Raw genomic sequence first — 26,263 nt, 5'->3', positions numbered from 1 at the left:
AGGAGAATCAGGCTTGAGCGGCCTGCACATTGTTCACAGACAGTGCCGCCCGGCACCCTAAAGCTGGGCACCCCTCCATCATTCCGTGGGTGCTCTTTCTATGGCCAACGATCTGCAATTGAACCTGGGTGCGTTGCGCAGCAGCATGCAATTGACCCTGCATACCCATCACGCATCTCGAATCTGGCATGGCCGCGACGCCTCGCAAGGTCGGGCAACAATCATCGGTCTCAATGGCTTCATTGCGATCATGAACAAAATGAAGCGCGCTGCCGAACTGGATGATCCCTATGCGGATATGTGGATGCTTCGAATCGAAGACAAGCTGAATGCCACCAAGGCGTGTATCAAGGCTCTGCGCGAACAGATCGATCTTGAACTCTCCGAAGTTCCTGAAGCCTTGAGCATGGGAGAAAACCTCAATGTGCAGCCTGTTCGACTTCCGTTGTTCGTCAACGCACAGCTTGGTTTCATGGCAGTGTACTTGCTGGCTGACTTTGATGATTTGGCGCGACGCCTGATTCTGGCCCATCACACTGCACTGATTGATCGTCGCACTCTTGAACACCTGCTTAACGAAGGCGCCCATGCACTACGCAGCTTGTTCAGTCTGGCCCAGCCATTCAAAGCCTCGGGCGTGAAGCGTTGCGATTACGTATCCAATAACTCAGCAGCACTCAAGGCCAGGGAACGGTTTGGTGATGTTCCTCAAGAGGTGCTCGACGGTTCGGCTCGTTCACGGTTCGCTCCGCTTCTTATGCAGCCCCCTGCTTCTGATGTGGAGCATCGAGTAACGCGTGAGATCGGTGTTGATGAGTCAGGCAGCCGTCTTGATCAAACCTGCGTCATAGAAGACGACGGCCAGGTTGTGGCTCTGCCAAAGGAGCCGCGTTGATGGGACTTCACTACTTCCACCCATTGCAACAAAGTGATTTTGAGCATTTGGAACACGCAGCTTACCTAAAAGGCCTTTTCGAGCCGTTTAAAGGTAAGGGGGATCTGGAGCAATGGGCCATGCGATGTGTAGGTCTTCGCGACGGGTTGATCAGGCTTGCGATGGAGAAAGTGCTGGTACAAGCGCGCCACTATCCGTTCAACCTGCTGCAGGCCCAGCTCACGCCTCACATGACCGGCGCAGGCATGACTTACCTGCGATGGCGCAACCCTGAACGGACGACCATGGGCGTTGAACTGTGGAGACGGTGCATCGAGAACAAGGAAACACCGAACCTGTTGATCGACGACCTGCATGCGATGGAGCAGCAACGGATCCTGCTCAACATGCAAATCAGTCTGACTCATACGCTGGCACGCCAGGCGCAGGACTGCGCTGACAAGATGGCAGAGGCTCAAGTGATCTATCAACGCTGCGTCAGAGATCGCGCAATCACGTCGGAGAATAGCTGATGAGTACCCATTTTTTTGGTGAAGGCAACATTGGGTCTGCTCCGGAGTTCCGGGAGTTCAACAACCGCAACGACGAACCACGGCGCCTGCTTCGTCTGAACGTCTACTTCGATAATCCCGTACCGAACAAGGACAAGTTTGAAGACCGTGGCGGTTTCTGGGCGCCGGTCGAAATCTGGCATCGCGATGCGGAGCGTTGGAGCAGTCTTTATCAGAAAGGGATGCGTGTGCTGGTCGAAGGCCGCACGGTCAAAGAAGAATGGGAAGATTCCGACGAGAATACCCGGGTGACGTTCAAGATCGAGGCCCGGCGGGTGGGGATACTGCCCTATCGACTGGAGACCGTGACGCTGGGAATCAAAACGTCAGCCGCTGAAGGTGGCGAACCTTCGCATTGATCCAATGCTTGCTCTTGTGAGCGGCTGGCCCGACGAGCCGTCGCTCCATTTCCTCCTCGCCCTCCTCCCGCACAGCCTCAGTCCACTGACGTCCATGTTCGTCCAGCGCGCGGCACATGACGAAGCTTCTGATGCAAGATCTCTTGAATGAATTTCCTGCCTCAGGGATGACCGTAACTACCTGGCATGAATGAGGCGCGGTGAAGTTCATTTTTACCCTCGCTGCCAATCACAGCAAGGAGTGAACTTCGTACGTCATTTAGCGAACTCTCAGGTCATGACATGCGACTTTTTCTGTGTGAGAAACCCTCTCAGGGCAAAGACATTGCTCGGGTTGTGGGCGCCATTCAACGCGGCAACGGATGCTACAAAGGTAAAGACGTCGCAGTGACCTGGTGCATCGGCCACCTGGTCGAAGCGGTGCCGCCTGAAGCGTATGACGAGCGCTTTAAGCGCTGGTCGCTAGATGACTTGCCGATTATTCCTGATACCTGGCGTGTCGAAGTGAAGAAAGACACGGCAGCCCAGTACAAGATTGTCAGACGGATGCTGTCTCAGTCACGTGAGCTTGTCATTGCAACAGACGCCGATCGCGAAGGGGAAATGATTGCCCGGGAGCTGCTTGAACTGTGCCGATACAAGGGCACGGTTTTTCGTTTGTGGCTGTCGGCGCTCAATGAGGCTTCCATACACAAGGCGCTCGCTTGTTTGCGGCCCGCCGGCGACACCCTGCCGCTCTACCACTCTGCATTAGCCCGTGCGCGCGCCGATTGGCTGGTCGGTATGAATATGACCCGTTTGTTCACGCTACTAGGTCGACGCAGTGGCCTTGAGAGTGTGCTCTCTGTAGGCCGTGTACAGACTCCGACACTACGACTGGTGGTTGATCGCGATCGGGAAATTGAACGCTTTGTACCCAGGCCTTTTTGGAGCATTGAGATTCAGTTGTGCTCCGCGGGGAAAGTCTTCTTGACACAGTGGATGGCCCCTGACAGTGCGGTCGACCGCTCAGGTCGCTGTATTCGGCAAGCTGTTGCACAGGCTGCCTTTCAGGAGCTGAAGCAGGCTCAACATGCCACCGTTATGGCCGTGGAGACGCAACGGGTTCGAGCGGACCCTCCACTGCCATTCGATCTCAGCACCTTGCAGCAAGTTTGTTCGCGCCGGTTTGGCTTTGGAGTGCAGGAAACCCTTGATATCGCTCAATCGCTTTACGAGACCCACAAAGCGATCACTTACCCGAGAACTGACTCAGGCTATCTGCCTGAAAGCATGTTGGCTGATGCGGAGGGTGTGTTGAGGGCGATGGCCATCAGCGACCCGGGCCTTCAGGCACTGGTGCAGTCTGCGGACATCCAACTGCGTTCGCGCGCGTGGGATGACGGAAAAACAGGTTCGCACCACGGAATCATTCCAACACTTGAACCTGTTCGTTTTGAGCATCTGAACGAGCAAGAGCGTTTGGTTTACCGTCTGGTCAGTGCTCACTTCCTCGTCCAGTTCCTGCCTCACTACGAGTATGACCGAACCTGCGTACAACTGATTTGCGAAGGCTATCACTTGCAAGCCTACGACAAGCGTGTCGTGGACAAAGGGTGGCGCGATGCAGCGCAGGGGCCGATTGACGATGACAACGACGCGGCAGAATGTGGACAGGTGTTGCCGGCGCTGAGTGTCGATGATCGATGCTCGTTCCAGTGCATCCAGCTTCATGCACTCAAGACACAGGCCCCGAGTGCCTATACCCAGGGTGAGCTGATCAAGGCCATGAAAAATGTAGCCAAGCTCGTAATGGAACCTCGGTTGAAGCAAACACTGAAGGACACAGCAGGAATAGGCACAGAGGCAACACGGGCTAACGTCATCAGCAGTCTTCTTAACCGTGGTTATCTCTACACCAAGGGGCGTTCGATACACGCATCAGATGCCGCGTACACCGTCATCGATGCCATACCGGCGGCGATTGCGGATCCGGCCACCACCGCCATATGGGAACAGGCGTTTGACAAAATTGAAGCCGGAGAAATGACGTTGGAGTGTTTCGTTGCCAAGCAAACCGTTTGGGTGACGCAACTGGTTGAGCATTATCGAACAGCGACCCTGTCGCTCCACACGCCGGGCGGCCCGAATTGTCCACTGTGTGGGGCAAGTATGCGGCAGCGAAACGGCAAGCACGGCACCTTCTGGTCCTGCAGTCGTTACCCGGATTGCCACGGTGTTCTACCGATTGCCAAGAGAACACTGACCACCACTCACCGCAGAACGCGTCGTCGCTCACCACCTAAAGGTGACTGAGCGATCTTGCCCGAGCACGCGCTCCCTTTCTGAAATGGCGTGCACGCAACTCCGACTGATGGAGTGAAAGCGCGAAAGGCAGAACTGTCCCAGCTGTATCAGCAGACTATCGAATCAGGTTGAAGCTGAACTGAAGGGTCTCCTCATGCCCCTGTTCAGAGGGCCACGAGGAAACCCTTCAGGGTAGACGTACTCAGTGCCGGCGCCCACCGGTCAAATAACGGGTTCCTTTTGTACACGGATGTGTGCCTCACGCTACCGACTCAAGCCACTAGAAGAGTCGGGCATGACACCTGTTGCAGCGCATGGAAATTACGACGGCTATGCGCCGATGCAGTTCATGGGTGGCTTCTTCGTTCCGAGCCGAAGGTCATTTCGGCCCCCTTTTCCCCTCTCTCCCACTGCGTCGTAACGGCTCTGTGAAAGCCGAAATCATGCGGCGCGCAACAGCGAAGGACTAACCATGGAACACCACCCGAACCACCCCCAGTACGCCAGTGTGTGCAGCGGCATTGAAGCGGTAAGCGTCGCCTGGCAGCCGCTCGGATTGAAGCCTGCATGGTTCTCCGAAATCGATGCGTTCCCCAGCGCTGTCTTGGCACACCATTACCCGGACGTCCCTAATCTGGGTGACATGACGTTACTCAGCGACAAGGTGCTCGAGGAAACCATACCGGCCCCACCCATACTCATCGGCGGTACTCCCTGTCAGGACTTTAGCGTGGCAGGGTTTCGTGCAGGTCTTTCAGCGCCCAGAGGCGCATTGAGTCTGAAGTTCGTGGAGCTTGCCAATGCCATCGATGAAGTCCGAAGCCGCCGCCGAGAACCTAAGTCAATCGTTGTCTGGGAAAACGTCCCTGGTGTGCTCAGTGACAAACGAAATGCCTTCGGCTGCCTTCTTGGAGCATTGGCTGGTGAGGAATGTGAACTTCATCCGCCAAGGGCGACATGGTCGCACGCAGGTATTGTGTTTGGTCCCCAAAGAACAGTCGCGTGGCGCATCCTGGATGCCCAATATTTCGGCGTGGCCCAACGACGCCGTCGTGTGTTTCTTGTCGCAAGTGCTCGAGAGGACTTCGATCCCGCCGCGGTACTTTTTGAGTCCGAAAGCCCGCGCCGGGATATTGCGCCGCACCGCACGCCGCAAACGGATTCTCCCGCCCCTTCTGGAGCAGGCACTGACGCAAACGGAGACGGACTAGACATCCGTGCGTTCACCAACTCATACGGGATGTCGAGCGGCCAAGGTGGTGCTGAAGCCAACCTGGAGTGCTGCCCTACTCTGACCTGCAATCACGATGTCGCCATCGTCGTCTGCTCGAGTGACGAGACTTCCGATATTCCACTTGCCGAGGACTCCGGCAGCGCGCCGATCCTCAAAAGAATCCGTCACCGAGCAAGACGTTTGTTGCCACAAGAGTGCGAGCGCCTTCAGGGGCTGCCCAGTGGGTACACCCGTATACCTCGACGCCATTACACCCAGAGGCGGATAAGCCGAAGCCGCCCAGAGGATCTCTGGGAGCCGAAAGACTCGGGCTGGATGTTGATGGCAGCAGACGGTCCTCGTTACACCGCCATTGGCAACACCATGGCCGTGCCTTGTCTCGTGTGGATTGGAAAACGGCTCTTGGCGGAGCTCTCAAAATCCGGTGGGTGACCTGAAGGTATTGATCGCTGACGCAGGGATGCACGGACGCCATGCTTGGGGCTCGCATCACTGGTCGCTGATCAGTGCCTGCCCAGGCAGCCAGGGTCTTCAAGGCTGCGACGTGAAAGCTTCACGCTGACCATACCCAGTCCGCTCAGCATCATTTCTGCGGATGTACGCCTTGATTGGCGTTGATGCCCGCTTCTTGTCGCGCAAGTCCATTCGGGCCGCGCTTCATTTGATCTTCAGGAGTTAACCCATGAAAACATCTCTGTCACAACTCTCCTCGCAAACGCTGCAAAAGCCCTTGAGCAAACCTGCAGTCTGCAGCCCCTCGGTCGCTTTCTTCTTTGCCTGGAAAAAGGGCGTTCAAATTGCTGGCCTTCGTTACTTCGGCGATGGCAGTCAAGAAGGATTCAAAAGATCCGATTGCAGGTGGCATTTGCGCCCCAACTTGCGAGCGATCAAAAAGAACTTCGAGGTTTTAACCAACCAAGAGCGGGTTTTTCTCGCTGCATTGGTCAGTTTCTTCAACGCTGACGAAGGAGGCGACCTGCTCAAACAGTCAGGGGTCAGAGGGTTATCCGATCTTGGGATTTTGACCTTTGAACAATGCGATGTCATCGCCGGACTGATCATGAACAACCACGCCTGGTAGTTCGAAACATCCTTTTGCCGGGTCATTTGACCCACTTACCCACTGGGGGCTGTCGTCCCCCATCGGGATCGAAGCCTTCATCATTTTGAATCTGGAGGCATCACTTGAGTAATGCATTTTCCGAGGAGACCTACTTTGATCTCCATATCACGGGTATTGGTTATCTCAATCGCATACGCGAAGTGAGAGTTAAAAAAGGGCAAACGTTTCTCGCGTGCGACATTGCTGCGTTGAACGGCCCCACCAGCAGTCCCGAGTACCGCCGTTTCGATCTTCGCGTCCTTGGTGAAGAGGCAAAACAACTGGTGCTTGGGTGTATCAAACCTTTGCAGAAACAGAAGAAGGTCCTGGTCGGCTTTCGCCTCGGCGATCCTTGGGTGGATACGTTCACCTACTCAAAGGGCAAAAACGCCGGGCAATTGGGGGTGATCTTCAAAGCCCGACTGCTTCTCTTGTACTGGATCAAAGTCGACGGTGTTCTGGTTTACAAGCGTGAACCGGTTGATCCAGTGAGCGGCAATGTCATTGATACAACTCAAGCGCGCAGACCCGTTTCCGAGTCAATCGGCCCTGGTGCCCCCTATGTGTGATCTCAGATCCTGAAATGGATCTTGGTTATTCCTCAACGTCGTCTCTGACTGACGATTAACTTTCTTCCCTCATGGGCCATAACGCCCAAGGGGGATGTCATGGCCCAAGTTTTGAAAAGGCAGCAGTCCATGATTGTGATCAAATTTGATGAATCAGCAAAACCTATGTCGGAGCTTGGCGCGCTTGTTATTACCTGCGGCGCTGATGCACTGATGCGAGCGGAACAATTAGATCCCTTCCATTACTTTGGTCGGCACATGCAAGGCGATTGGGGTGATCTCTGTCTGGAAGATTGCAAGCTGAATGAGGATGCTTTGATAAACGGTGATCGACTAATGTCCGTTTACAACATCAACGCCGAGCAGAAAATCTGGATCATCACGGAAGCCGATCGTAGCGTGACCACCATTCTTCTTCCTGAAGAATACTGAGGCCTGTGGTCAGGTTGCAGTAGAACTTCAAACACTCGTCATGACGGCCTCCTTGGAGGCCGTTTTTCTTTCACCCAACCAATCGGGTCATACCCAATAACCCATTGATAACTGTTGGTGCGTTGCCTGCCTGAGATCTTGTGAACATCACATTCAGGGATTCGGCTATGCCATCGATACACAGGTGTTCAATTCCTCTCCTCTTGCTGACGGTGTCCCTTGGCGGGTGTCAAATCAACGAGAGTCCTCCCGCGATCCCCCCAACACCCCTTTCATCTGAACAGAGCTCGGAGCGCTACATTCCAGTTCAGCGATTCGGCCGGTACACCCTGGTCGAGCTTAAACCGGAGCCCGCCAAGCAGGATCTTCTCCTGCAAATCATCGACATCAATCTTCCCGCCGCTTGGGCTATTACGGTCGGAGATGCGTTGCGGTACGTGTTGATGCGCTCAGGTTTCCGCCTCTGTGAGCGCACGTCAGAAAACGCCGCCTTGTTCGCACTTCCCCTGCCTGCCGCTCATTTGAAACTTGGCCCAATTGTCCTGCGTGAAGCATTGCAGTTGCTCGCTGGCCAAGCCTGGTTACTACAGACAGATGCTCAATTGAGGCAGGTCTGCTTCATCCCCGCTACACGTACCAACATCCCCACACACAACACCATCCCCTTGGAGGCAATCAAATGATTTATGCCCTTCCATCCCGACAAAACCTGCGTAGCCGCCTGACACGCTGGGCGCCTCCGACGCTCTTCTGCTTAACGCTTTGCTCGCTTGTGACCCATCAAGTCCATATCTCCGCACTGGACCAACGATTGGAGCAGCTAGCCGACTCGACTGATCGGCATCACCTGGAAGAGCGAATTGTAAGGTTGGAGCAATCCCTAACGCAGGTATCACCCTCACAGGATGGTGTTAGCTACAGAGATCTCAATTTGGTGAACGAAAGCCTCAATCAGCGCATCACTGAGCTCGCGAATGTGATGACTGCAGTGGCAAGCCAAACAGACCTGAGCGCCTTGCTACACCGAGTTCAGCAGATCGAGTTGAATCAGATCCCATCACCGGTGGTAACCATTTCGTCAAAACCCAAGAGCAGGTCTGCAAAACCCCAAAAGCTGGCGGCTCCCCCGCTGCAAATTCTAGGACTGGAGTTGCGTGGTGATGAACGTTTCCTGTCCGTCGGGCCACTGGGGACAGAGTCACTCGAACAATGCCAGTTGATTCGAATTGGTGAGACTTACGCTGGATGGCGGCTGGAGCACATCGACGACCAGACCGCTGTGTTTACGGGCAATGGCCAAACACACCGACTGAGCATTCGATAGGGGCCTGCATGTCTTATCTGAAAATTCTGCCTTCCGTACTGCTGCCGGTGTGCTTGGTAACCCTGGCACAGGGGCCTGTTGCCCGACTGTCCGTTGAGACCCAAGCACAACAACTGCCTGAAACAGAACAACATCGAAATAGCGCTGCCTTGGCCCAGCAATGGGGGCTGAAAGAAGAAGAACTACGTCGCTTCCACACACTAATGCGAGGCCCTCTGGGTGCGTACTCTCCGAACCTGGACCCTCTGAGTGCATTGGGGATCGAGGCTCGCACAGACGCGGAGCGACAACGCTATGCGCTGCTTCAGGTTGAAGCTGAGGCTGCCCGTGTTGAAAAGCTACTGGCCTATCAGCGTGCTTATGACCAAGCCTGGAAAGTGCGATTTCCCGGCATGACTCTGATCAACGTACCTCCAATCAGCAGCCCTCTGATGAGCAATCCTATTGCCAGACAAGCTGTTTTCGTCCGGCTCGACTGTCCCGACTGCGAAACGACAGTCAGACGACTACAAACCGCTGGCGCAGCATTCGACCTCTACGTCGTGAACAGTCAGCAGGACGACAGTCGGATCCGTCAGTGGGCTCAAAAGGTCGAGATCCAACCCAGTAAGGTCCGCGATGGGACGATCACAATCAATCATGACAATGGACGCTGGGCGTCAACGGGTGCGTCCGGTGAACTACCAGCAGTCATGCGCAAGGTGAACGGCAAATGGCTACGGCAGTAATGATGCGCAGCACAGCGCTGCACCTGACCACATGTCTCTCACTTTTACACTTTGCGCCATTGTGTCTGGCGCAATACGTGACGCTTACACCTCCGGCCTACAGCATTGTCGCCAAACGAACGGGGGTTCCCGTGAACGTTCTTTATGCGGTGGCGTTACAGGAGAGTGCAGTGGCGCTGCGAGGGCGGAGACTTCCATGGCCTTGGACCCTGAATATCGCGGGCCGGGCTCGATACTTCGCCAATCAGACTCAAGCGTGTTACGCACTGCAGGTAGCGCTAATGCAGGTGTCCGATTATCGAATTGATGTCGGACTGACTCAAATCAATCTCGGTCATCAACGACGCCTCTATCGCCATCCTTGTGATTTGTTGCGACCTCATAAAAATCTCGAAATTGCGGCGGCCATACTCCGCGAGCAGCACCGCGCGGGGGAGAACTGGCTGCCCGCAGCAGGTCGGTACCATCGCCCGGCGGGCGGACCAATTGCAGCTCGATATCGACACCGTATCGCTCAGCACCTGGAGCAATTGGCTGTGGTCAGCGGGAGTCAACCGTGAGAATGAGCCTTGTATGGGGCTTCATGACCTGGGTTGTCTACTGTGGCATGAGCACCGCTGACACCATTGCCCCCCGCTATGCAGATGCACGCTACAGCGAAGAGGATTTTTTGCCAGTCCGATCAGAGGCGTTAACACCTGGTCCGGTTAAACGTCAGGCGTTGCAGGCAGCAGGTTTGCCATCGTTTTTCCTGGTCGGTGATGATCCGATGTCCAAGTCGTGGTTGAAACAACGACACTCACGATTGGTAGCACTCAAAGCTGTCGGTCTGGTCGTCAATGTCCAATCCAAGACGGCGCTCGAGCAACTGCGCCAGGTCGCACCAGGATTGAAGCTGTCGCCCGTATCAGCGGACGACTTGGCACAACGGCTTAAGCTTCAGCACTACCCGGTCTTGATCACCGCTGACCGGCTTGAGCAATAACGGTGGTGCAGCATCACGCCATTGAAACACTGCTGCGGCCTGCGGTTGAACTGTACAGCGTGGTCACCTGCAGCTCGGCAGCCGTGCTCTGTTTGATGGCGCCCTGGTCATTGGCTTTGACGCCCTCCATCGGAGTCGGGGGCGCTTGCTGTTGTGCGACCCTGGCTGCAATCCGACTCAAGCAGGCAAGCGTCGTGCTGCGGTATCGACGGCAAATGAGACGACTACCCCGCTACGTGATGACCAGCCGAGATATGCCGGTCAGTCATCAACGTCTGTTTGTTGGCAAAGGCTTTCGGTGGGATCAGCGTCATACCCACAGGTTGATGCAGACTTACAGACCCGAATTTCGGCGATATGTCGAACCGTCGGTAATGTATCAATTTGCGCGTCGGTTTGAGGCACGACTGGAGTTTGCACCCTATCCACTGAGCCAACTGCCCAGGCTCACCGGCTGGGACCATCCGTTGAACCCAGTCAGACCCCTGCCTCCCGTTGGCGGCCTGCCCAGGCTGCATGCTGTTGAGCCTATTGAGGTCGATGTCACCCTCCCCTTGGCCGAAAGGGTTGGTCATACGCTCGTGCTGGGTACGACTCGGGTCGGCAAGACTAGACTAGCGGAGCTGTTCATCACTCAGGACATTCGTCGTGGTGAGGTTTGCATCGTATTTGATCCCAAGGGCGATGCAGATCTCCTGAAGCGAATGTACGTTGAAGCCAAGCGTGCAGGACGTGACGGCGAGTTCTATGTGTTCCATCTGGGACAGCCTTCGATCTCGTCCCGCTACAACGCAATCGGCCGATTCGGACGAATCACTGAGGTTGCCTCCCGTATCGCCGGCCAACTGTCTGGAGAGGGAAATTCTGCGGCATTCCGAGAGTTTGCGTGGCGCTTCGTCAACATTATCGCCCGGGCGCTCGTGGAGCTGGGGCAGCGTCCAGACTATTTGCTGATCCAGCGTCATGTGATCAACATCGATGCGTTATTCATTGAGTACGCGGCTTACTTTTTTGCCCAACACGATCGCAAGGCGTGGGATGTCATCGTTCAGCTTGAAGCCAAGATCAACGAGAAGAACACACCTCGACACATGATGGGGCGAGAAAAGCGTGTGGTGGCGATCGAGCAGTATCTGCAGCACGCCCGATTGTATGACCCTGTGCTGGACGGGTTGCGTTCAGCAGTGCGCTACGATCGAACCTATTTCGACAAAATCGTCGCGTCCCTCCTCCCCTTGCTGGAAAAACTCACCACCGGCGACATTGCGCAGCTACTGGCTCCCGATTACATGGACTTGGAGGATCCCCGGCCGATCTTTGACTGGATGCAGGTGGTCCGAAAACGGGGCATCGTTTATGTGGGGCTGGATGCACTGTCGGACTCAGAGGTGGCATCGGCAGTCGGTAACTCGATGTTCGCGGACCTGGTATCTGTCGCAGGGCACATCTACAAGTTTGGAATCGACGATGGCCTGCCTGATGCTGCACCAGGCAAAAAGATCCCCATCAACGTTCATGCTGATGAATTCAACGAACTGATGGGAGACGAGTTCATTCCCATGATTAACAAAGGTGGCGGCGCCGGCATCCAAGTCACGGCCTACACCCAGACGCTCAGCGACATCGAAGCGCGGATTGGTAATCGAGCGAAAGCGGGACAGGTCATCGGGAACTTCAACAATCTGTTCATGCTGCGAGTACGCGAGACGGCGACAGCCGAGCTTCTGACAAAGCAATTGCCCAATGTCGACGTTTACTCGACGTCCGTGATGAGTGCAGCCACCGACAGCTCAGACCCGCATGGCAACACGGCATTCACGTCGAATACACAGGACAGAGTTACCACGACCAGTGTTCCCATGATCGAGCCCGCCCATGTCGTGGCACTGCCCAAAGGCCAAGCCTTTGGACTGATCGAAGGTGGCCAGCTCTGGAAGATTCGCATGCCTCTACCCGCTCCCGACCCCGATGAAGTAATGCCAACGGATTTGCAGGCTATGGCTGGGTACATGCGCAAACGGTATGTGCCGGCGAACGACTGGTGGAGCCCGGTATCAACTCAGGATCAAAATGCGCCATTACCTTTAGATCTGCTTGACGACGCCAACCCGCAAAGGGTTGAAAGCCTATGAGCGATGCGACTTCAACAGCCCAACGTCAGCAGGAGCGGCAGCAAGGCATTTTCACGTCGTTGCTGAGCTTCCCTATTCGATTCGTAGCAGTTTTGTTTGGATCTCTGCTGCTGAGCATTGTTATCGAATGCGTCGGCATGTACGCGCTCTGGCCAGAGGAAGGCTGGCGGCACTCACAACAGATGTTTGAGTTCGAGCTCAATCAGTTTTCCAACGATTTCAAACGCAGTGCTTTGGTGCAGGAGCCTGGGCGCACGACACAAGAGCTCATTCAAATTGCCTATAGCGCAGTGTTTGAAAGTACCGGGATGGTTAACTCGCTGCAGGAGACGTCGCAACGCGCGCAGGCTGCGAACAAGCTGAGCCGACGCGATGGCCGCTACTATGTCGGTTCACTCTACATCAGCTTGGAAAATGGGCTGATCGCAGCCGCCTATACCTTCTTGGTGTTCGTCGTTCGGCTGCTGGTGCTGTTCTTGTCTCTACCACTGTTCGCCATGGCTGTATTCATAGGGATAGTGGATGGATTGGTGTGCAGGGACATACGACGTTTCGGAGCTGGTCGGGAGTCAGGTTACGTCTACCATCGCGCCAAGGCCTGTGTAATGCCCCTGGCGACCCTTCCGTGGGTGATCTACCTCTCCATCCCTGTCAGTGTGGAGGCCGCTCTAATCATCGTGCCTGGAGCGTTTTTCCTAGGATGTGCATCCGCAATCACAGCCCGCAATTTCAAGAAGTACCTTTAACCTGACATCTGAGGCGCATAGAAAATGAATCATCTTGAACCGTTTCGAGCCCACCAGAAATAGGCCGCCATTTCGACGTCTGCTGGCGTCCAGTCCTTTTTGTGGTTCGTTACAGGACAGTGAAAGGCATGCTTGGTGTGATTCAGGAAATTGGCAAGACGCTCAAGCAGAGGAAGGTAGACCTCAAAGTATTCAGCCAGGTTACGCCGATGCCTCGAAGCGGTATACGCAGCCAAACGACTCCCGGATCTGTCCTTGTTGGACCACTCGCGTACAAAGGCGGTACCAAAGCCAGTTAGGGACAGTGAGTTGAAGAAGTAGGAGGCATGCCGGTCCACCGCGGCCCCTTCCAGTGGTTTGAGAAATCTGTAGATCTTGGAAGCGATCACCAAGCGTAAACCGGGCAATCGAGATAGAGAATCAATGCCCTCTCGAGCACGTCCGGGCGCAAGGCACAGCTGGATGGCATGCAACATCGCTCCCTTTTCAGTAGGCGACGCTCCCCAGATCCTGATCTTTGATCTCAGATTGTTACCAGCCCAGCAAGATACCCTGCACACAATTTGGTGAGCTGAATTCGCGCTAAGACTGGTGAGCCAGTTCGCAACGTCTTGCTCAACAGCGACGACCTCACTTTGACTGATCAACGCTCCTGTGCCGAATGGCCAGTCATAGCCTTCCCGAGCCTGAGTCAGAAGTGTCACTAAATCAGTGCTTGGCAGTAGCAATCCAGCAGCTTGATTCAGGCTTACTCCCGACGGGAAGCAGTTCGAGTCATTGGGAATCGCCATTGTGCACTCCTTGTCTCAGACGTCCAATCAGATGAAGGCATATTGCCATGCTTGTTGTCGACTCTCACTCTTTCAATCCGGATTTCTTCCACAATCGTTTGATTGAAGCGCTACCGCTTTCTCAATCGCACCATTGAGCCGTCTGACAAGATCAAACGAGCTCTCCCATGATTAAACGGATACGTACACAACATCTGCTTATCGTCACATTGCACCTGATGCTTGCGAGCCAGCAAGCCGCAGCAATCAGTGAAATCACCGCAGAAAAAATTCGATTGGCAACGCTGCTCAGAGAGTTGAACGCCATCGATCGACTCGCCTCGGCTGGCGATGTACTGACGGAATCGAAATCTCACCGATATCACTTCAATTACGCCCGACTGCGCGCAGACATCTCTCGCGTGAGTACAGGTATTCAAGAGTATCTGTCTCCTCAGCGGGCAACACCACGCGATCCGCTCACGTTGCACGGTCATTACCGCGATGAAACGGCATTTGATCAATGAACGCGGCGCAGGTTACGGCGTTTCAGGCAAACGGCGGCATCACCCCTTCGGTAACTGCTTCGGTACTGACGTCCCTCGTCTTCGCAGCGCTATTGCTATGGGGCGCTTGGGCTATTCGAACCGCCTATTCCGGCTGGGCTGAGCAGCGCCTCAATCAACGGCAGTTCATGGGCGTGGTGATTCGTTTCATCGCGATGTACCTGGCCATGACGTTCGTTCTCCTTTCTTGAGACCAAGGAATCACCACATGCACTGGCACTCACTGCGCACGAACAGAATCATCCCGCTGCTTTCATTTTCAGCGCCTACATTGCCCACCCTGGCGCAGGCCAAGGGAAAGCTACCGACCATGGAAGACCCATCCCGTGGCGCGGGAAAAGGCATCATGGAAACCATGCAGAATTACGGTTATGACATCGTCATGCTCGTAGCACTGCTGGTCGTCTCTTCCATGTTTATCGGTGTCTGCTACCACGCATACACCCGCTATTCCGAGATCCATACAGGGAAAGCTACTTGGGGCCAGTTTGGTCTGAGTGTCGCCGTTGGAGCACTCATGCTTGTGGTTGGAATCTGGTTGCTCACCAAAGCAACCGGCATCCTGTGAGGGCAGTACGCAATGGATACCCTTCAACAAACCACCTCTGACGGCACCATCACTTTCCTCCCTCATCGCTTGAACCGACAACCTGTCGTCGTTCGTGGACTGACTGCTGACGAACTCTGGATCTGCACGGGTATATCTGCATCTGCGGGCTTGGCGCTAGGGCTGCCGATTGCCTGGTTAGCCAGCAGCGTTGCCGTCCTGCCGACGGCAATTGTTGCTTCAATCGCGGCGGGACTGTTCATCGTTGGCGGTTTGCTGCGCCGACAAAAACGAGGCCGTCCAGAAACCTGGCTCTATCGACAAATTCAGTGGTGGTTCGCCAACCATCTCCCGCTGTTGTCTCGCCAAGTTGGCGCAGGAGAACTGATCACTCGAACTGGTTATTGGGCTGTACGGCGAGGTGGAGCATGAGCCGATTCAAGAATGAGGTTCTCCACTTGCAATCTCATGTGAGGTCTTTGCGAACCGGCATCGTAGGCCTATTCGTTATTGCGCTGTCGCTCGGTGCTGGTTGGTGGAGCGCGCCGCGTGATCTGACTATCCATGTCCCACCTGATTTGCGATCCGGCAGTACCCGCAAGTGGTGGGAGGTGCCGCCCGAGTCTGTTTACGCTTTCACGTTCTACATTTTCCAGCAACTGAATCGTTGGCCCACCGACGGTGAGGAGGACTACAACAGGAACCTGCAATCGCTGACGGCTTACCTCACACCAGAATGCCGAGCATTCTTTCAGCAAGACTACGACCAGCGGAGAAGCTCCGGCGAGCTTCGAAAACGTGTGCGTGGCGTCTACGAAATACCTGGAAGAGGTTACGGAGATGATCCGGAAGCCCGGGTCAACGTTGTGTCCGACCGAGACTGGCTTGTCACCCTTGATCTCAACGCAGATGAATACTACGGAGCCGAACAGATCAAGCGTGCGCTTGTGCGCTATCCCATAAAGGTCGTGCGCCTGGACATCGATCCAGAACTGAATCCATTTGGCCTGGCGCTTGACTGCTATGACGGGACACCGCAACGGATCGTCATGCCCGCCGTCTCCAAACCTGCATCCGTTAAATCGAATCGCACGCTGGGAGATGCACCATGAGAGTTTCGCCAATTGCAGTATTGCTAGGTCTTACCCTCACTCTTTCTACCCGCACCAGTACCGCTGTCGAGGTCATGCGCTGGGAGCGCCTGCCATTAGCTGTTCCGTTAATCGTAGGGCAAGAGCGAGTGATCTTCGTCGAGCGCAACGTACGCGTGGGTATACCTGCCGAAGTAGAAAACCGACTGCGGGTTCAAAGTGCTGCTGGAACAGTTTACCTACGAGCCAACGAACCAATAGAACCCACGCGTTTGCAATTGCAGGATGCGGTTACGGGAGAGTTGATTCTACTCGATATCGCGGCGCAAGCAGCCTTGTCTGGACAGACACAACTGGAAGATGTCCGAATTGTCGAAGAACCAATCCACAAGCATCGTGCAAGGATCACGGCACCAGAGCACACACCCCTCACAAGTGACAAAGCACAGCAGTCCCCCGGACCAGTTGTGCTGACTCGCTACGCCGCTCAAAACCTCTACGCGCCGTTGAGAACTGTAGAACCCCTGCCGGGCGTGCGACGAGTCAACGTAGCAACCGACCTTTCCCTCGATCTGCTTGTTCCAAGCCTGCCAGTCAATGCAAAGGCTCTGGCTGCTTGGCGTCTCGGGGAGCTATGGGTGACAGCCATACATTTGACGAATCAGACAGCTACCACACTCGACTTGGACCCTCGGCAGTTGCTGGGGGATTTCGTGACTGCAACCTTCCAGCATCACTTTCTTGGGCCCAAAGGCACGCCGTTAGACACATCGGTGGTCTACATCACCACACAAGGACACGGCCTGGCGCAATCACTCCTACCCACGATCAGTGCTGTCGATGCCGCGCTGAATTTGCCTACCAGTGAGCTGGGCTCTAGTCAGGAGGCAGCCCATGAAAAGTAATGGCTTGCTCAAGTGGTTAATGGTGCCATTGGCCCTGGCGTTGCTGCTGATTCTCGGGAAACTCTTACCAAACAATAAATCTGCCTCCTCAGAGCCGGTTGAAATCGTGAGCCAACTTACCCCTGAAGAAATGAAGGCTCTGGGACTCGAAGGTGACACTCCCAGCGATACGGTTGCCACATTGGTGGCACAAGTCAGACTACTGCGCGCGGAAGTACGAAAATCACAAATCGAGGGGCAGCGCTCCGAGGATCCGCTAACGCTGAAAACGCTTGAAGAAACACTGGAGCAGCGCATCCAACTCGCCTTGGAGCAAGAGCGCCAACGGGCACATGAAGAGCGTGATCAGTCAGATACTTCCGGCGAAACCCAAGGCTTGCTGCAGGATCTGCAACGTCGATTGGACAACCTGAGCCAGAGAAACACCGATGTAGATCTGCCTGTGGGCTTCGGCCTTGAGGACGGTGATGGCGCGAGGTTCGGCAACGGCATGCGGTGGGTCGAGCCTGAAGATGCCAAGCCCAAAGATTTATCAGGCCGCAACGAAACCGAAATCACCTTTCCGACGCGCTTCGGACCCGCACAAAAAACGTTAGGTGATATGGCAGATTCCTTCGGGTCTGCTGCCACGAAAGATCTGGAACACGCTACTGCCAAGCCGACCTACACCGTCCCGCCCAATGCAACTCTGATGGGTTCGGTGGCAATGACCGCTCTCATCGGTCGCATACCCATTGATGGCACCGTGAATGACCCGTATCCATTCAAGGTTCTGATCGGAGCTGACAACCTGATAGCCAACGGCATTGATCTGCCTGAAATCGCTGGAGCAGTAGTCAGCGGAACGGCCTCGGGTGACTGGACGCTGTCATGCGTCAGAGGTCAGATCCGGTCAATCACATTTGTCTTCCAAGACGGCACCATCCGTACCCTTCCCGGCGATAGCAACAACGACTCTCGAGAAAACAAACAAAACCAGTCCAATACCGGTGCAACACAGGAAGGCTTGGGGTGGATCAGCGACAGACACGGCATTCCTTGTGTTGCCGGTAAGCGTCGCAGCAACGCTCAACAGTATCTGGGCTCTCAGGCTCTCATTACCGCCGCCGGTGTGGGCGTCGCGTCAATGATCAAATCTGATGGCAACAACACGGTCTATGCCGGCAACCAAAGTGGATCGCTGGGCTCGGTCGGCATTTCCGGCAGTGAGGCCATGAATCGCTTGTTAGCCAGTGGTGTGCAAGATATCTCGCAATGGGTCAACAAACTCTACGGCCAAGCCTTTACCGCGATCTATGTCGACCCTGGTGCTCAAGTGTCTGTGCACATCGAACTGCCCCTCACGCTCGACTACGACGCTGAGGGACGCAAAGTTGATCACACGCTTGGAGGTCGTCATGTCGTTACAGAACTGGATTGAAACACTCACTTTAGGTCTGGTCGCAGCAGCCATCTCTGGCTGTGCGACGAACACAGAAGACCTGCTGACTCATGACGGCCGCACGATGATGGATGTCTGGAACCAACAAACCAGTGGTTCTCAAGATGGCCAGGCAGGAAAACAGTTGATGGACGCCCGACAGGTTCTAAGGCGGCCTCTGACTGATCCGCTGATTCCTTCCACGGCGGAGCCATATACACGCACTGCTAAAAACGAAATCCAGCGTCAATTTCATCGCCTACCCAATCCAGACTTGGTCATGTACGTCTTCCCACACCGGGCTGGAACACAAGCTGTACCGGTACCTGGTTACAGCACCGTTTTTCCACTGCATCAGAAAGTGCAGTACGCGATGCCGGGTGAACGTCTGGAGGACTACTGATGAATGAGTTCCACAGCGACAAAAGCCATGACTCAACCTCAGGCCAAGAAGAACCCAATGCGTGGGGTCTACACATCGCAAAACTTGCGAAGAACTGCATAGCCGAACCTGGGACGAGACTCAAAAAGCCTGCAACAGAAGCAGACGACAGTGCGTTCTACAAAACAATTCCCTCATTTGTTGATCGACTGCCCTGGGTTGAGTATCTGCCGGAAAACCGGTGCATGCTGCTGGCGGATGGACTATCGGTTGCTGCCTTTTTCGAAATCACCCCCTTGGGCACGGAAGGCCGTGAGATTGCCTGGCTCGCTCAAGCTCGAGACGCGCTTGAAAACGTGTTGCAAGACAGCTTTGACGAATTGGACAGCAATCCTTGGGTTGTACAGCTTTATGCTCAGGACGAGACCAACTGGGATCACTACCTTCAAACACTCCGTCAGTACCTTCAGCCACGAGCGAGAAACACTGAGTTCAGTGAGTTCTACCTTAAGTTCTTCGCTCATCACCTGGCGTCCATCGCCAAACCCGGTGGGCTGTTTGAAGACACCACCCTCACCCGCCTGCCATGGCGGGGGCAAAACCGGCGCGTGCGTATGGTCGTCTATCGTCGAGTCACTGACACGACTTCACTCAAACGCGGACATTCTGCAGAACAAGCACTGGATCTTGTGTGCGACAGACTCACGGCGGGATTGACCAGTGTGGGCATCAAAAGTCATCGCCTTGATGCCGCGGGCGTCCACAACTGGTTATTGCGCTGGTTCAACCCAAATCCGACATTGCTGGGCGACACCCCACCGGATCGTGAACGGTTCTACCAACTGACCGCTTACCCGGAAGAGTTTGAGGTTGGTGAAGTCGAGCTGGCCAGTGGCACTGACTTCGCTCAACGATTGTTCTTTAGCGAACCACGTTCAGATACAGAGCATGGGGTTTGGTACTTCGATGTCATGCCCCATCGAGTCATGTTGATGGATCGACTGCGCAGCGTACCTCTCACCGGGCATCTAACAGGCGAGACGCGTAAAGGCGATGCCATCAACACCTACTTCGATCAGATGCCTGAAGACACGGTGATGTGCCTGACACTGGTTGCTACACCTCAGGATGTCCTGGAAGCTCACCTAAACCATCTGAGTAAAAAGGCCGTGGGGGAAACCCTAGACTCTGAACAAACGCGCCAGGATGTTCATCAAGCGCGATCAATCATCGGCAGTTCTCACAAACTCTACCGGGGCACACTGGCATTTTTCCTACGCGGCAAAGACCTCAAGGAGCTGGATGCTCGGGGCATGCAGTTGGCCAACGTGATGCTTACGGCCGGTCTACAGCCTGTACGCGAGGATGATGAAGTTGCCCCATTGAACAGCTACCTGCGCTGGTTACCTTGTGTCTTTGACCCGGCCAAAGACATACGCCAGTGGTACAGCCAATTGATGTTTGCTCAACACGCGGCCAATCTTGCACCAGTCTGGGGGAGAAGCCAGGGCACGGGGCATCCCGGTATCACGTTCTTCAATCGTGGTGGCGGTCCCCTCTCCTTTGATCCACTTAACCGACTGGATCGCCAGATGAACGCACACCTGTTCCTGTTTGGTCCGACAGGTTCCGGGAAATCAGCAACGCTCAACAACATCCTCAACCAGATTACTGCTATCTACCGACCGCGACTGTTCATCGTCGAGGCTGGCAACTCCTTCGGTCTGTTTGCGCAATTCGCCAAGCGTCTGGGGCTGACGGTACACCATGTGAAGTTGTCACCCGGGGCGGGAGTGAGCTTGGCACCGTTCGCAGATGCCCAACGCTTGGTTGAAACACCTGAGCAAACCGAAACGCTTGATGCCGATCAGTTGGACGAAACGCCCCAGAACTGCGAAGGAGATGAACAGCGCGACGTCTTGGGCGAGTTGGAGATTACCGCTCGCCTGATGATCACTGGTGGTGAGGACAAGGAAGAAGCACGGCTGACCCGGGCTGATCGCAGTCTGATCCGTCAGAGCATTCTGGATGCAGCGCAGCAGTGTGCAAGACGGGACCGAAAAGTGCTGACCCAGGACGTTAGGGATGCATTACGAGCGCGTGGTTCTGACGCAGCACTGCCAGAAGGTCGGCGTACCCGCGTGCTTGAGATGGCTGAGGCAATGGATCTGTTTTGCCAAGGCCTGGATGGTGAACTCTTCAACCGGCCAGGCACACCATGGCCCGAAGCCGATATCACTATTGTCGACCTGGCCACGTTTGCTCGCGAAGGCTACAACGCACAGCTTTCGATCGCTTACCTGTCATTGCTCAATACAGTGAACAACATCGCTGAGCGCGACCAATTCCTCGGTCGCCCGATCATCAACGTTACCGATGAAGGTCACATCATTACCAAAAATCCCCTGCTCTCTCCCTATGTGGTCAAGATCACCAAGATGTGGCGAAAGCTCGGAGCGTGGTTCTGGCTGGCGACACAAAATCTGGACGACCTGCCAAAAGCAGCTGAACCCATGTTGAACATGATCGAATGGTGGATCTGTTTGAGCATGCCGCCGGATGAGGTGGAGAAGATCGCGAGGTTCCGCGAACTGAATCCTGCACAGAAGGCATTGATGATCTCCGCCCGCAAAGAGTCGGGCAAATTCTGCGAAGGCGTAGTGCTCTCGAAGTCTATGGAGGCTCTGTTTCGTGCAGTTCCTCCAAGTCTCTACCTCGCCATGGCTATGACTGAACCCGAGGAGAAAGCCGCTCGATTCAAGCTCATGCAGGAGCATGGAATCAGTGAGCTGGATGCTGCGATCAAAATGGCTCAGAGTATGGACCATGGAAGAGGTATTGAAGCGTGCGCTTCGACAATCCAATTTTGTGACCATAACTCTCGACTGGGATAGTCGTCGGACTAGAGTTGAGTACACGCTCGTTTAGTCACATCATGAAAATTGAGAAATCTAAAGTCTTGCTGAAAAACCAATTTCTCAAGTGTAGTTAGCGATCTAAAAAATGCCGGGGGCAACCCCGGCATTGTAATTAATCATTACAATCTATATTTCCGGACCGAATGTCAGGATCAAGACGTTTCCTCGCGTATTAGTAATCCCTCCGCCTGCATCCGCCGTTCCGACCGTATGGGTAAAGTCCCAATGCAGACCGGCCTCTGCGGTATACACCACTTTATAATTGATATTCACTGTGAAGCTTTTTGGCCGCAGCGGTGTAATAAGCTCGTCGCCGGTTGTTTCGTATTTAGCGAGTGTGGCGTCAAGAACGCTCTCTACATACCTTACAATTTCGTCCGCCGAGCGCTGGATTAAGGCATCGTCCTTTTTGACCTTATCTAACACTTCATAGGTAGATCCCTGCAGAGGAACAATAGTGGCAGGAATGCTTTTTACCTTGGCATCAATTGCCAGCTGATTGAGCTGCGCTTCTTTTCGCGGGCTCCAGGTGCTCAAGGTTTCAGGTGCGACATAGGTAGTGCGCGAAGGGCGCTGCACAAGCTCAATGTTAAGCGTTTGACCTTGTTGAGAATTACGGCTCCCGCCAACATTTAAAACCACCAACTTCACCGCGCCATTACCCGTATACTCCTTGGCGTAATCAACCTGTAAGTTAGCCTTCGTCAAAGCTATTCCCGATATGTTATCAGCTGCCGCGCAGGTAACTGCTTCGGCCTTGACTTTCTGACTACACGTAGAGCTAGCATCGAGCTCGCCACACCAAGCCGCCAATGCTTTTTGGTCAAGTATGTTCCGTTTTTTTGAATCTACAAGATTGAGTCCACACAATGTTCTGTCTGATGCCAAGATCCTCTTGCAGACATCATCTCTTACTGCGCTGTTGGCATTAGAAACCGACTGACATAAGAGATATGAATCCTCACTACGTGTCTTGCAAGCATTCAGCGTGGATTTTTTGGCGCTCGCACAGCTATTCTTGAAGTGATCGTTTTCTTCAGCAAATCTGTCCCATTGTTTCAATGCCAATATTTTGTTAACTGCAGCATTGGTGGTGCTTACCACGGTGCTCAATGGTACGTCGCTCTTAATCGCTTCATTGGAGCAGCATCCGCTGAGCGCCAATATGCAAAATACATAAATTAGCCTTTTCATTTCACCCTCCCCTGACTGGCATTGAAAGATGCCTAGCGTATTTTGATATAGCAGCGCCGTGACGGGCTTGCAAATCCATTTTTATTTACTAGCGTTAGCTTGGATATCAGAGCCCACCCGGCTGAAGTCGATAGGAGTCTCCCCTACTTCGCCTTTAGTGATGGGTAAATCATGAATACCAATCGCAGACAGTTCATCCAAGCATCCTCCGCTCTTCTTGCAGTAGGCGTTGTAGATGCCACCATGCTTCTAGGCGGTCCGTCTTCAGCTGTAGCTGCTGTCACTAACTCTTCTATAACCAGGCGCGATATCAATGCAAACCTTCCTGGCTCAAATGATTTAGTCCTGTATACCACTGCTGTTCAACGTATGAAGGCTCTGGATCAGAGCAATCCGAAGAGCCCGCTGAGTTGGAAAAACCAAGCTCTGATACACAAAAATTACTGCCCTCATAGCAATTGGTGGTTCCTGCCTTGGCACCGTGCATATCTTTTTTATTTCGAATCAATCTGTCAGGCGGTTTTAGGGGATTCTGACTTTCGTTTGCCGTACTGGAACTGGACACGAGACCGCTCAATTCCTGCTGCATTTTGGAATAAAAAAAGTCCGCTTTATCATAGCCTCAGGGACTTGAATCCGAATGATGAAGTAGATGGAGATGTTACAGGGAGCACAGTTATTGACAGAATATTGAAGAACAATGTCGACGCTCTGCACTTCAGTGGTCCAACTGATAGTGATGATCAGAGACAGAGTTCGTTCGCGGGTACCCTTGAGTCCACACCTCATAACGGAATACATCAGTTCATCGGGGGGGATATGGGAACGTACTTGTCCCCCGAAGACCCAATTTTCTGGCTGCACCATGCGAACGTTGACAGACTATGGCGCAGTTGGAGCGAGCTTCATGAAAATCGGGCACTTACAGATAAATTATGGAACAATCACAAGCTGAGCCAGTTCTATGACGCTAAAGGTAATGTCGTGAGACCACTCACCGAAAGCACATTGGACGCAGCTGCATACAACGCTGATTACGATCAGCTCGAAACCCTGTCGTCCAATCGTGCACGTCAACCGATGCGTGCATTTGCTTTCACCCAAGAAGTGAGCGTTGCCTTCAGTGCACGCGTCAGTGCTATCGACGACACCTTGAAAATTGGCTCTATCGATCTGAAACCCGATGGGCAGTTAAGAAACTCAATCTCCAAAGCGACCGCACCTTTGTTGGCATTAGAAGAAAAGCCCGTCGACTCGGTCATCCTCATGAAAGTAGAAGGAATTCAGGTCAAAAACAAAACGACCAGGCTGCGGATTTTCATCAATTGTGACAATCCCTCTGCCGACACACCAATCGGTAGCCCCTCTTATGTGGCCACCATAAATTTTTTTGGAGGAGACCATGGGCACCATGAAAAGCGAGGGTTTAGCTTCATGTATGACTGTACGGCAACATTCGCCAACCTCAAAAAAACTGGCTTATATAACGGGGTTGATGGGATAAAAGTGTCCTTTGTGCCAATTGACACAAAGAAAGGTGTTGAACCGGCGCCATTGGTTGATGTCAAACCAGAACAGATTACATTCATCGGGTTGTGACATGTTTTCGCTTTTGATGGCTCGATTCTGTTTGTTGCCATGGGTCATTTTTGTGGCTCCTGCGGCGTATTGTGTTGAGCCATCGAAGCAACCATCAACGCTTCTAGTACCCCGTGATGGGGTGGAAACCACCATTGTAGCTAGCAAGCCTGTACTCAATTGTCAGGACAGCGCTGAGTGCACTACGGTTTTGGTCATTGACGTCAATAGGTTTCCCGAATCTGTCAAAGGTTTGCTGATCGAGACAAACTCTGCCCATGACGGAGCCAACGTATCCGAAAAGCACTTCAAGGACCACGACGGCTCGGGTAGCTTCTTGGTTCCTCTGGGCAAGGTGGACCTGAAGCACGGATACGATCTGAAAATAAAGCCGATCCCTCGTTCAACGGGCAGCATGCCCGTTGAAGACATCACCATCGACAAGATCGGACTTGAGACCCTGCCTAACCATCCTCACGAAAAGTAAATTACAAATTAGGTTTGATTGGTTACCTTAACAACTGGAAGTATTTGCTTTTGAACGTCGGGCTTTTGAAGAAACGACGCAAGGCTGAATCTGATGTTGAATGCGGGTTAACGCTATTTCGTATAGTTTACTGAAACTTGATAGACACTCCTTCAAGAATGTTAATTGTAATCCCGTTGCTTAGGCAACAACATACCCAGGTGGTCAAGATCCTTGAGACTACGATGCATAACAAAATTGCATTGATCGATTTTATTTGATTCAAATTCTCTAACGCATGTTCGGGTCGAACTGGTAGGTGGCTAAGTACCTACAATCCCGTTTTCGGCGCTACATTTCTCGTCAATCCCTTTGGGCTCCGGCCCAAAGGGCTGGAGCCTCACTTTTCGTCAAAGGAGACTCCTATGGAAAAATTCCCAGAACCAGCCCCAGTCCTCCACACAGAATTCAATGTGCGTGATCAGGAAGATCTGAGCATCCAGAAAGCCATTTCAATTTTGGAAGAGCGGATGTTCAAACGTGGCCCTCATCTCACAATGCCCCTTGATGCTCAGAACTACCTGAGACTACAGCTTGCGAAGGAAATCAGAGAAGTATTCAGTTGCATATTCCTGGACTCAAGCCATCGCATACTCGCGTATGAGCCATTGTTCTTTGGAACCATAGACACAACTTCGGCACATCCAAGAATTATCCTTCTGAGAGCACTGGAACATAACAGCTCTGCAGTAATCCTGGCGCACAACCACCCTTCGGGTGTTGTCACTCCGAGTAAATGCGATATCGCTTTAACAAAGCATCTTAGGAAGGTCCTTTCACACGTGGAGGTGCGCCTTCTTGATCATTTCATCATCGGTGAGGGGGAGCCTTACTCATTTGCAGAGGCTGGATTGCTTTGATCTGCTGATGCTTAACCATCAATAAAGCGCCCTTCGGGGGGTGTCAGAAATTTTGTGTTCGGGCATAACATGAGCAAGAGGTGCATGTATGCCAACCAAAAAGAAACCCGCGTTGCGAGAGCTGCCGAAAATCCCGAAAGAGCTGCTTGAGCAATTCACCGAT

At 53.7% G+C, this 26,263-nt stretch carries 29 protein-coding genes; 27 read left to right on the top strand and 2 right to left on the bottom strand.

Features of this window, described 5'->3' with window-relative positions; all coding sequences use genetic code 11:
* Positions 1-100 precede the first annotated feature (100 nt).
* From DXT77_RS14695 to DXT77_RS14625, 15 genes are all read left to right on the top strand, one after another.
* Entirely contained in the window at positions 101-895 is a 795-nt protein-coding gene (locus DXT77_RS14695; RefSeq protein ID WP_119428132.1) for a PFL_4669 family integrating conjugative element protein, read from the top strand.
* Positions 895-1,407: a DUF3158 family protein gene (locus DXT77_RS14690; protein ID WP_119428131.1), complete on the top strand. Its 513-nt coding sequence runs from the start codon at positions 895-897 to the stop codon at positions 1,405-1,407. The genes DXT77_RS14695 and DXT77_RS14690 overlap by 1 nt, the downstream gene beginning before the upstream one ends.
* Positions 1,407-1,805: a single-stranded DNA-binding protein gene (locus tag DXT77_RS14685; protein ID WP_119428130.1), complete on the top strand. Its 399-nt coding sequence runs from the start codon at positions 1,407-1,409 to the stop codon at positions 1,803-1,805. Before DXT77_RS14690 ends, DXT77_RS14685 begins: the two co-directional genes overlap by 1 nt.
* Positions 1,806-2,087: 282 nt before the next feature.
* Positions 2,088-4,100, top strand: a complete 2,013-nt coding sequence (locus tag DXT77_RS14680; RefSeq protein ID WP_119428129.1) for a DNA topoisomerase III — start codon at positions 2,088-2,090, stop codon at positions 4,098-4,100.
* A gap of 463 nt (positions 4,101-4,563) precedes the next feature.
* Positions 4,564-5,757, top strand: a complete 1,194-nt coding sequence (locus tag DXT77_RS29990) for a DNA cytosine methyltransferase (protein WP_119428128.1) — start codon at positions 4,564-4,566, stop codon at positions 5,755-5,757.
* A 250-nt stretch (positions 5,758-6,007) separates the two neighbouring features.
* Positions 6,008-6,406 (top strand): hypothetical protein, encoded by a 399-nt coding sequence (locus DXT77_RS14670; RefSeq protein ID WP_119428127.1) that lies wholly within the window; start codon positions 6,008-6,010, stop codon positions 6,404-6,406.
* A gap of 104 nt (positions 6,407-6,510) precedes the next feature.
* The gene (locus DXT77_RS14665) at positions 6,511-6,996 is read left to right on the top strand and encodes an STY4534 family ICE replication protein (RefSeq protein WP_119428126.1); all 486 of its coding nucleotides are present in this window, start codon (positions 6,511-6,513) and stop codon (positions 6,994-6,996) included.
* A 129-nt stretch (positions 6,997-7,125) separates the two neighbouring features.
* Entirely contained in the window at positions 7,126-7,428 is a 303-nt protein-coding gene (locus DXT77_RS14660; protein WP_119428388.1) for a hypothetical protein, read from the top strand.
* A 140-nt stretch (positions 7,429-7,568) separates the two neighbouring features.
* A complete protein-coding gene (locus DXT77_RS14655) occupies positions 7,569-8,111 on the top strand; it encodes a PilL N-terminal domain-containing protein (protein ID WP_256662947.1) in 543 nt (180 codons plus the stop codon).
* A gap of 251 nt (positions 8,112-8,362) precedes the next feature.
* On the top strand, positions 8,363-8,752 hold the full coding sequence (locus DXT77_RS29730; RefSeq protein ID WP_147407001.1) for a hypothetical protein: 390 nt from the start codon (positions 8,363-8,365) through the stop codon (positions 8,750-8,752).
* A gap of 8 nt (positions 8,753-8,760) precedes the next feature.
* A complete protein-coding gene (locus tag DXT77_RS14645; protein WP_119428123.1) occupies positions 8,761-9,480 on the top strand; it encodes a TIGR03759 family integrating conjugative element protein in 720 nt (239 codons plus the stop codon).
* On the top strand, positions 9,465-10,040 hold the full coding sequence (locus tag DXT77_RS14640; protein ID WP_119428122.1) for a transglycosylase SLT domain-containing protein: 576 nt from the start codon (positions 9,465-9,467) through the stop codon (positions 10,038-10,040). The genes DXT77_RS14645 and DXT77_RS14640 overlap by 16 nt, the downstream gene beginning before the upstream one ends.
* 2 nt (positions 10,041-10,042) lie before the next feature.
* Positions 10,043-10,465: an integrating conjugative element protein gene (locus DXT77_RS14635; RefSeq protein ID WP_119428121.1), complete on the top strand. Its 423-nt coding sequence runs from the start codon at positions 10,043-10,045 to the stop codon at positions 10,463-10,465.
* A 2-nt stretch (positions 10,466-10,467) separates the two neighbouring features.
* Positions 10,468-12,597 (top strand): type IV conjugative transfer system coupling protein TraD, encoded by a 2,130-nt coding sequence (gene traD / locus DXT77_RS14630; RefSeq protein ID WP_119428120.1) that lies wholly within the window; start codon positions 10,468-10,470, stop codon positions 12,595-12,597.
* Positions 12,594-13,343, top strand: a complete 750-nt coding sequence (locus DXT77_RS14625) for a TIGR03747 family integrating conjugative element membrane protein (RefSeq protein WP_119428119.1) — start codon at positions 12,594-12,596, stop codon at positions 13,341-13,343. Before traD ends, DXT77_RS14625 begins: the two co-directional genes overlap by 4 nt.
* Before the next feature lie 29 nt (positions 13,344-13,372).
* Here the strand turns inward: DXT77_RS14625 and DXT77_RS14620 are convergent, their stop codons facing one another.
* The gene (locus tag DXT77_RS14620; RefSeq protein ID WP_119428118.1) at positions 13,373-14,134 is read right to left on the bottom strand and encodes a hypothetical protein; all 762 of its coding nucleotides are present in this window, start codon (positions 14,132-14,134) and stop codon (positions 13,373-13,375) included.
* Between the two features lie 167 nt (positions 14,135-14,301).
* Between DXT77_RS14620 and DXT77_RS14615 the strand changes: the two genes are divergently transcribed.
* From DXT77_RS14615 to DXT77_RS14575, 9 genes are read left to right on the top strand one after another with little or no spacing between them, the layout of a single operon-like run.
* Complete coding sequence (locus DXT77_RS14615) at positions 14,302-14,640, top strand: RAQPRD family integrative conjugative element protein (RefSeq protein ID WP_119428117.1); 339 nt, start codon at positions 14,302-14,304, stop codon at positions 14,638-14,640.
* Positions 14,637-14,870, top strand: coding sequence for a TIGR03758 family integrating conjugative element protein (locus DXT77_RS14610; RefSeq protein WP_119428116.1), 234 nt, complete (start codon positions 14,637-14,639; stop codon positions 14,868-14,870). The genes DXT77_RS14615 and DXT77_RS14610 overlap by 4 nt, the downstream gene beginning before the upstream one ends.
* 17 nt (positions 14,871-14,887) lie before the next feature.
* Positions 14,888-15,247, top strand: a complete 360-nt coding sequence (locus DXT77_RS14605) for a TIGR03745 family integrating conjugative element membrane protein (RefSeq protein WP_119428115.1) — start codon at positions 14,888-14,890, stop codon at positions 15,245-15,247.
* Positions 15,248-15,259: 12 nt separating this feature from the next.
* Positions 15,260-15,658, top strand: coding sequence for a TIGR03750 family conjugal transfer protein (locus DXT77_RS14600; protein WP_119428114.1), 399 nt, complete (start codon positions 15,260-15,262; stop codon positions 15,656-15,658).
* The gene (locus tag DXT77_RS14595) at positions 15,655-16,338 is read left to right on the top strand and encodes a PFL_4703 family integrating conjugative element protein (RefSeq protein ID WP_119428113.1); all 684 of its coding nucleotides are present in this window, start codon (positions 15,655-15,657) and stop codon (positions 16,336-16,338) included. The genes DXT77_RS14600 and DXT77_RS14595 overlap by 4 nt, the downstream gene beginning before the upstream one ends.
* The gene (locus DXT77_RS14590; protein WP_119428112.1) at positions 16,335-17,222 is read left to right on the top strand and encodes a TIGR03749 family integrating conjugative element protein; all 888 of its coding nucleotides are present in this window, start codon (positions 16,335-16,337) and stop codon (positions 17,220-17,222) included. The genes DXT77_RS14595 and DXT77_RS14590 overlap by 4 nt, the downstream gene beginning before the upstream one ends.
* Positions 17,212-18,642: a TIGR03752 family integrating conjugative element protein gene (locus tag DXT77_RS14585; protein ID WP_119428111.1), complete on the top strand. Its 1,431-nt coding sequence runs from the start codon at positions 17,212-17,214 to the stop codon at positions 18,640-18,642. The genes DXT77_RS14590 and DXT77_RS14585 overlap by 11 nt, the downstream gene beginning before the upstream one ends.
* On the top strand, positions 18,620-19,045 hold the full coding sequence (locus DXT77_RS14580; protein ID WP_119428110.1) for a TIGR03751 family conjugal transfer lipoprotein: 426 nt from the start codon (positions 18,620-18,622) through the stop codon (positions 19,043-19,045). Before DXT77_RS14585 ends, DXT77_RS14580 begins: the two co-directional genes overlap by 23 nt.
* Complete coding sequence (locus DXT77_RS14575; protein ID WP_119428109.1) at positions 19,045-21,918, top strand: conjugative transfer ATPase; 2,874 nt, start codon at positions 19,045-19,047, stop codon at positions 21,916-21,918. The genes DXT77_RS14580 and DXT77_RS14575 overlap by 1 nt, the downstream gene beginning before the upstream one ends.
* Before the next feature lie 150 nt (positions 21,919-22,068).
* Here DXT77_RS14575 and DXT77_RS29725 read toward each other — a convergent pair whose 3' ends face one another.
* Complete coding sequence (locus DXT77_RS29725) at positions 22,069-23,136, bottom strand: hypothetical protein (RefSeq protein WP_147407000.1); 1,068 nt, start codon at positions 23,134-23,136, stop codon at positions 22,069-22,071.
* Between the two features lie 171 nt (positions 23,137-23,307).
* On the opposite strand from DXT77_RS29725, the gene DXT77_RS14565 reads away from it, so the two are divergent.
* From DXT77_RS14565 to DXT77_RS14555, 3 genes are all read left to right on the top strand, one after another.
* Positions 23,308-24,735 (top strand): tyrosinase family protein, encoded by a 1,428-nt coding sequence (locus DXT77_RS14565; protein WP_119428107.1) that lies wholly within the window; start codon positions 23,308-23,310, stop codon positions 24,733-24,735.
* 1 nt (position 24,736) lies between these two features.
* Positions 24,737-25,201, top strand: a complete 465-nt coding sequence (locus tag DXT77_RS14560) for a hypothetical protein (protein WP_119428106.1) — start codon at positions 24,737-24,739, stop codon at positions 25,199-25,201.
* Between the two features lie 404 nt (positions 25,202-25,605).
* Positions 25,606-26,100 carry a JAB domain-containing protein gene (locus DXT77_RS14555; RefSeq protein WP_119428105.1) on the top strand — a complete coding sequence of 165 codons (495 nt, stop codon included), beginning with the start codon at positions 25,606-25,608 and terminating at the stop codon, positions 26,098-26,100.
* Positions 26,101-26,263: the final 163 nt, after the last annotated feature.

The organism is Pseudomonas sp. 91RF, from assembly GCF_003576265.1.
GTDB classification, from domain to species: Bacteria; Pseudomonadota; Gammaproteobacteria; order Pseudomonadales; family Pseudomonadaceae; genus Aquipseudomonas; species Aquipseudomonas kribbensis.
The sequence above is the reverse complement of the archived record's forward strand: the minus strand, read 5'-3'. Positions and strand labels throughout refer to the sequence as shown.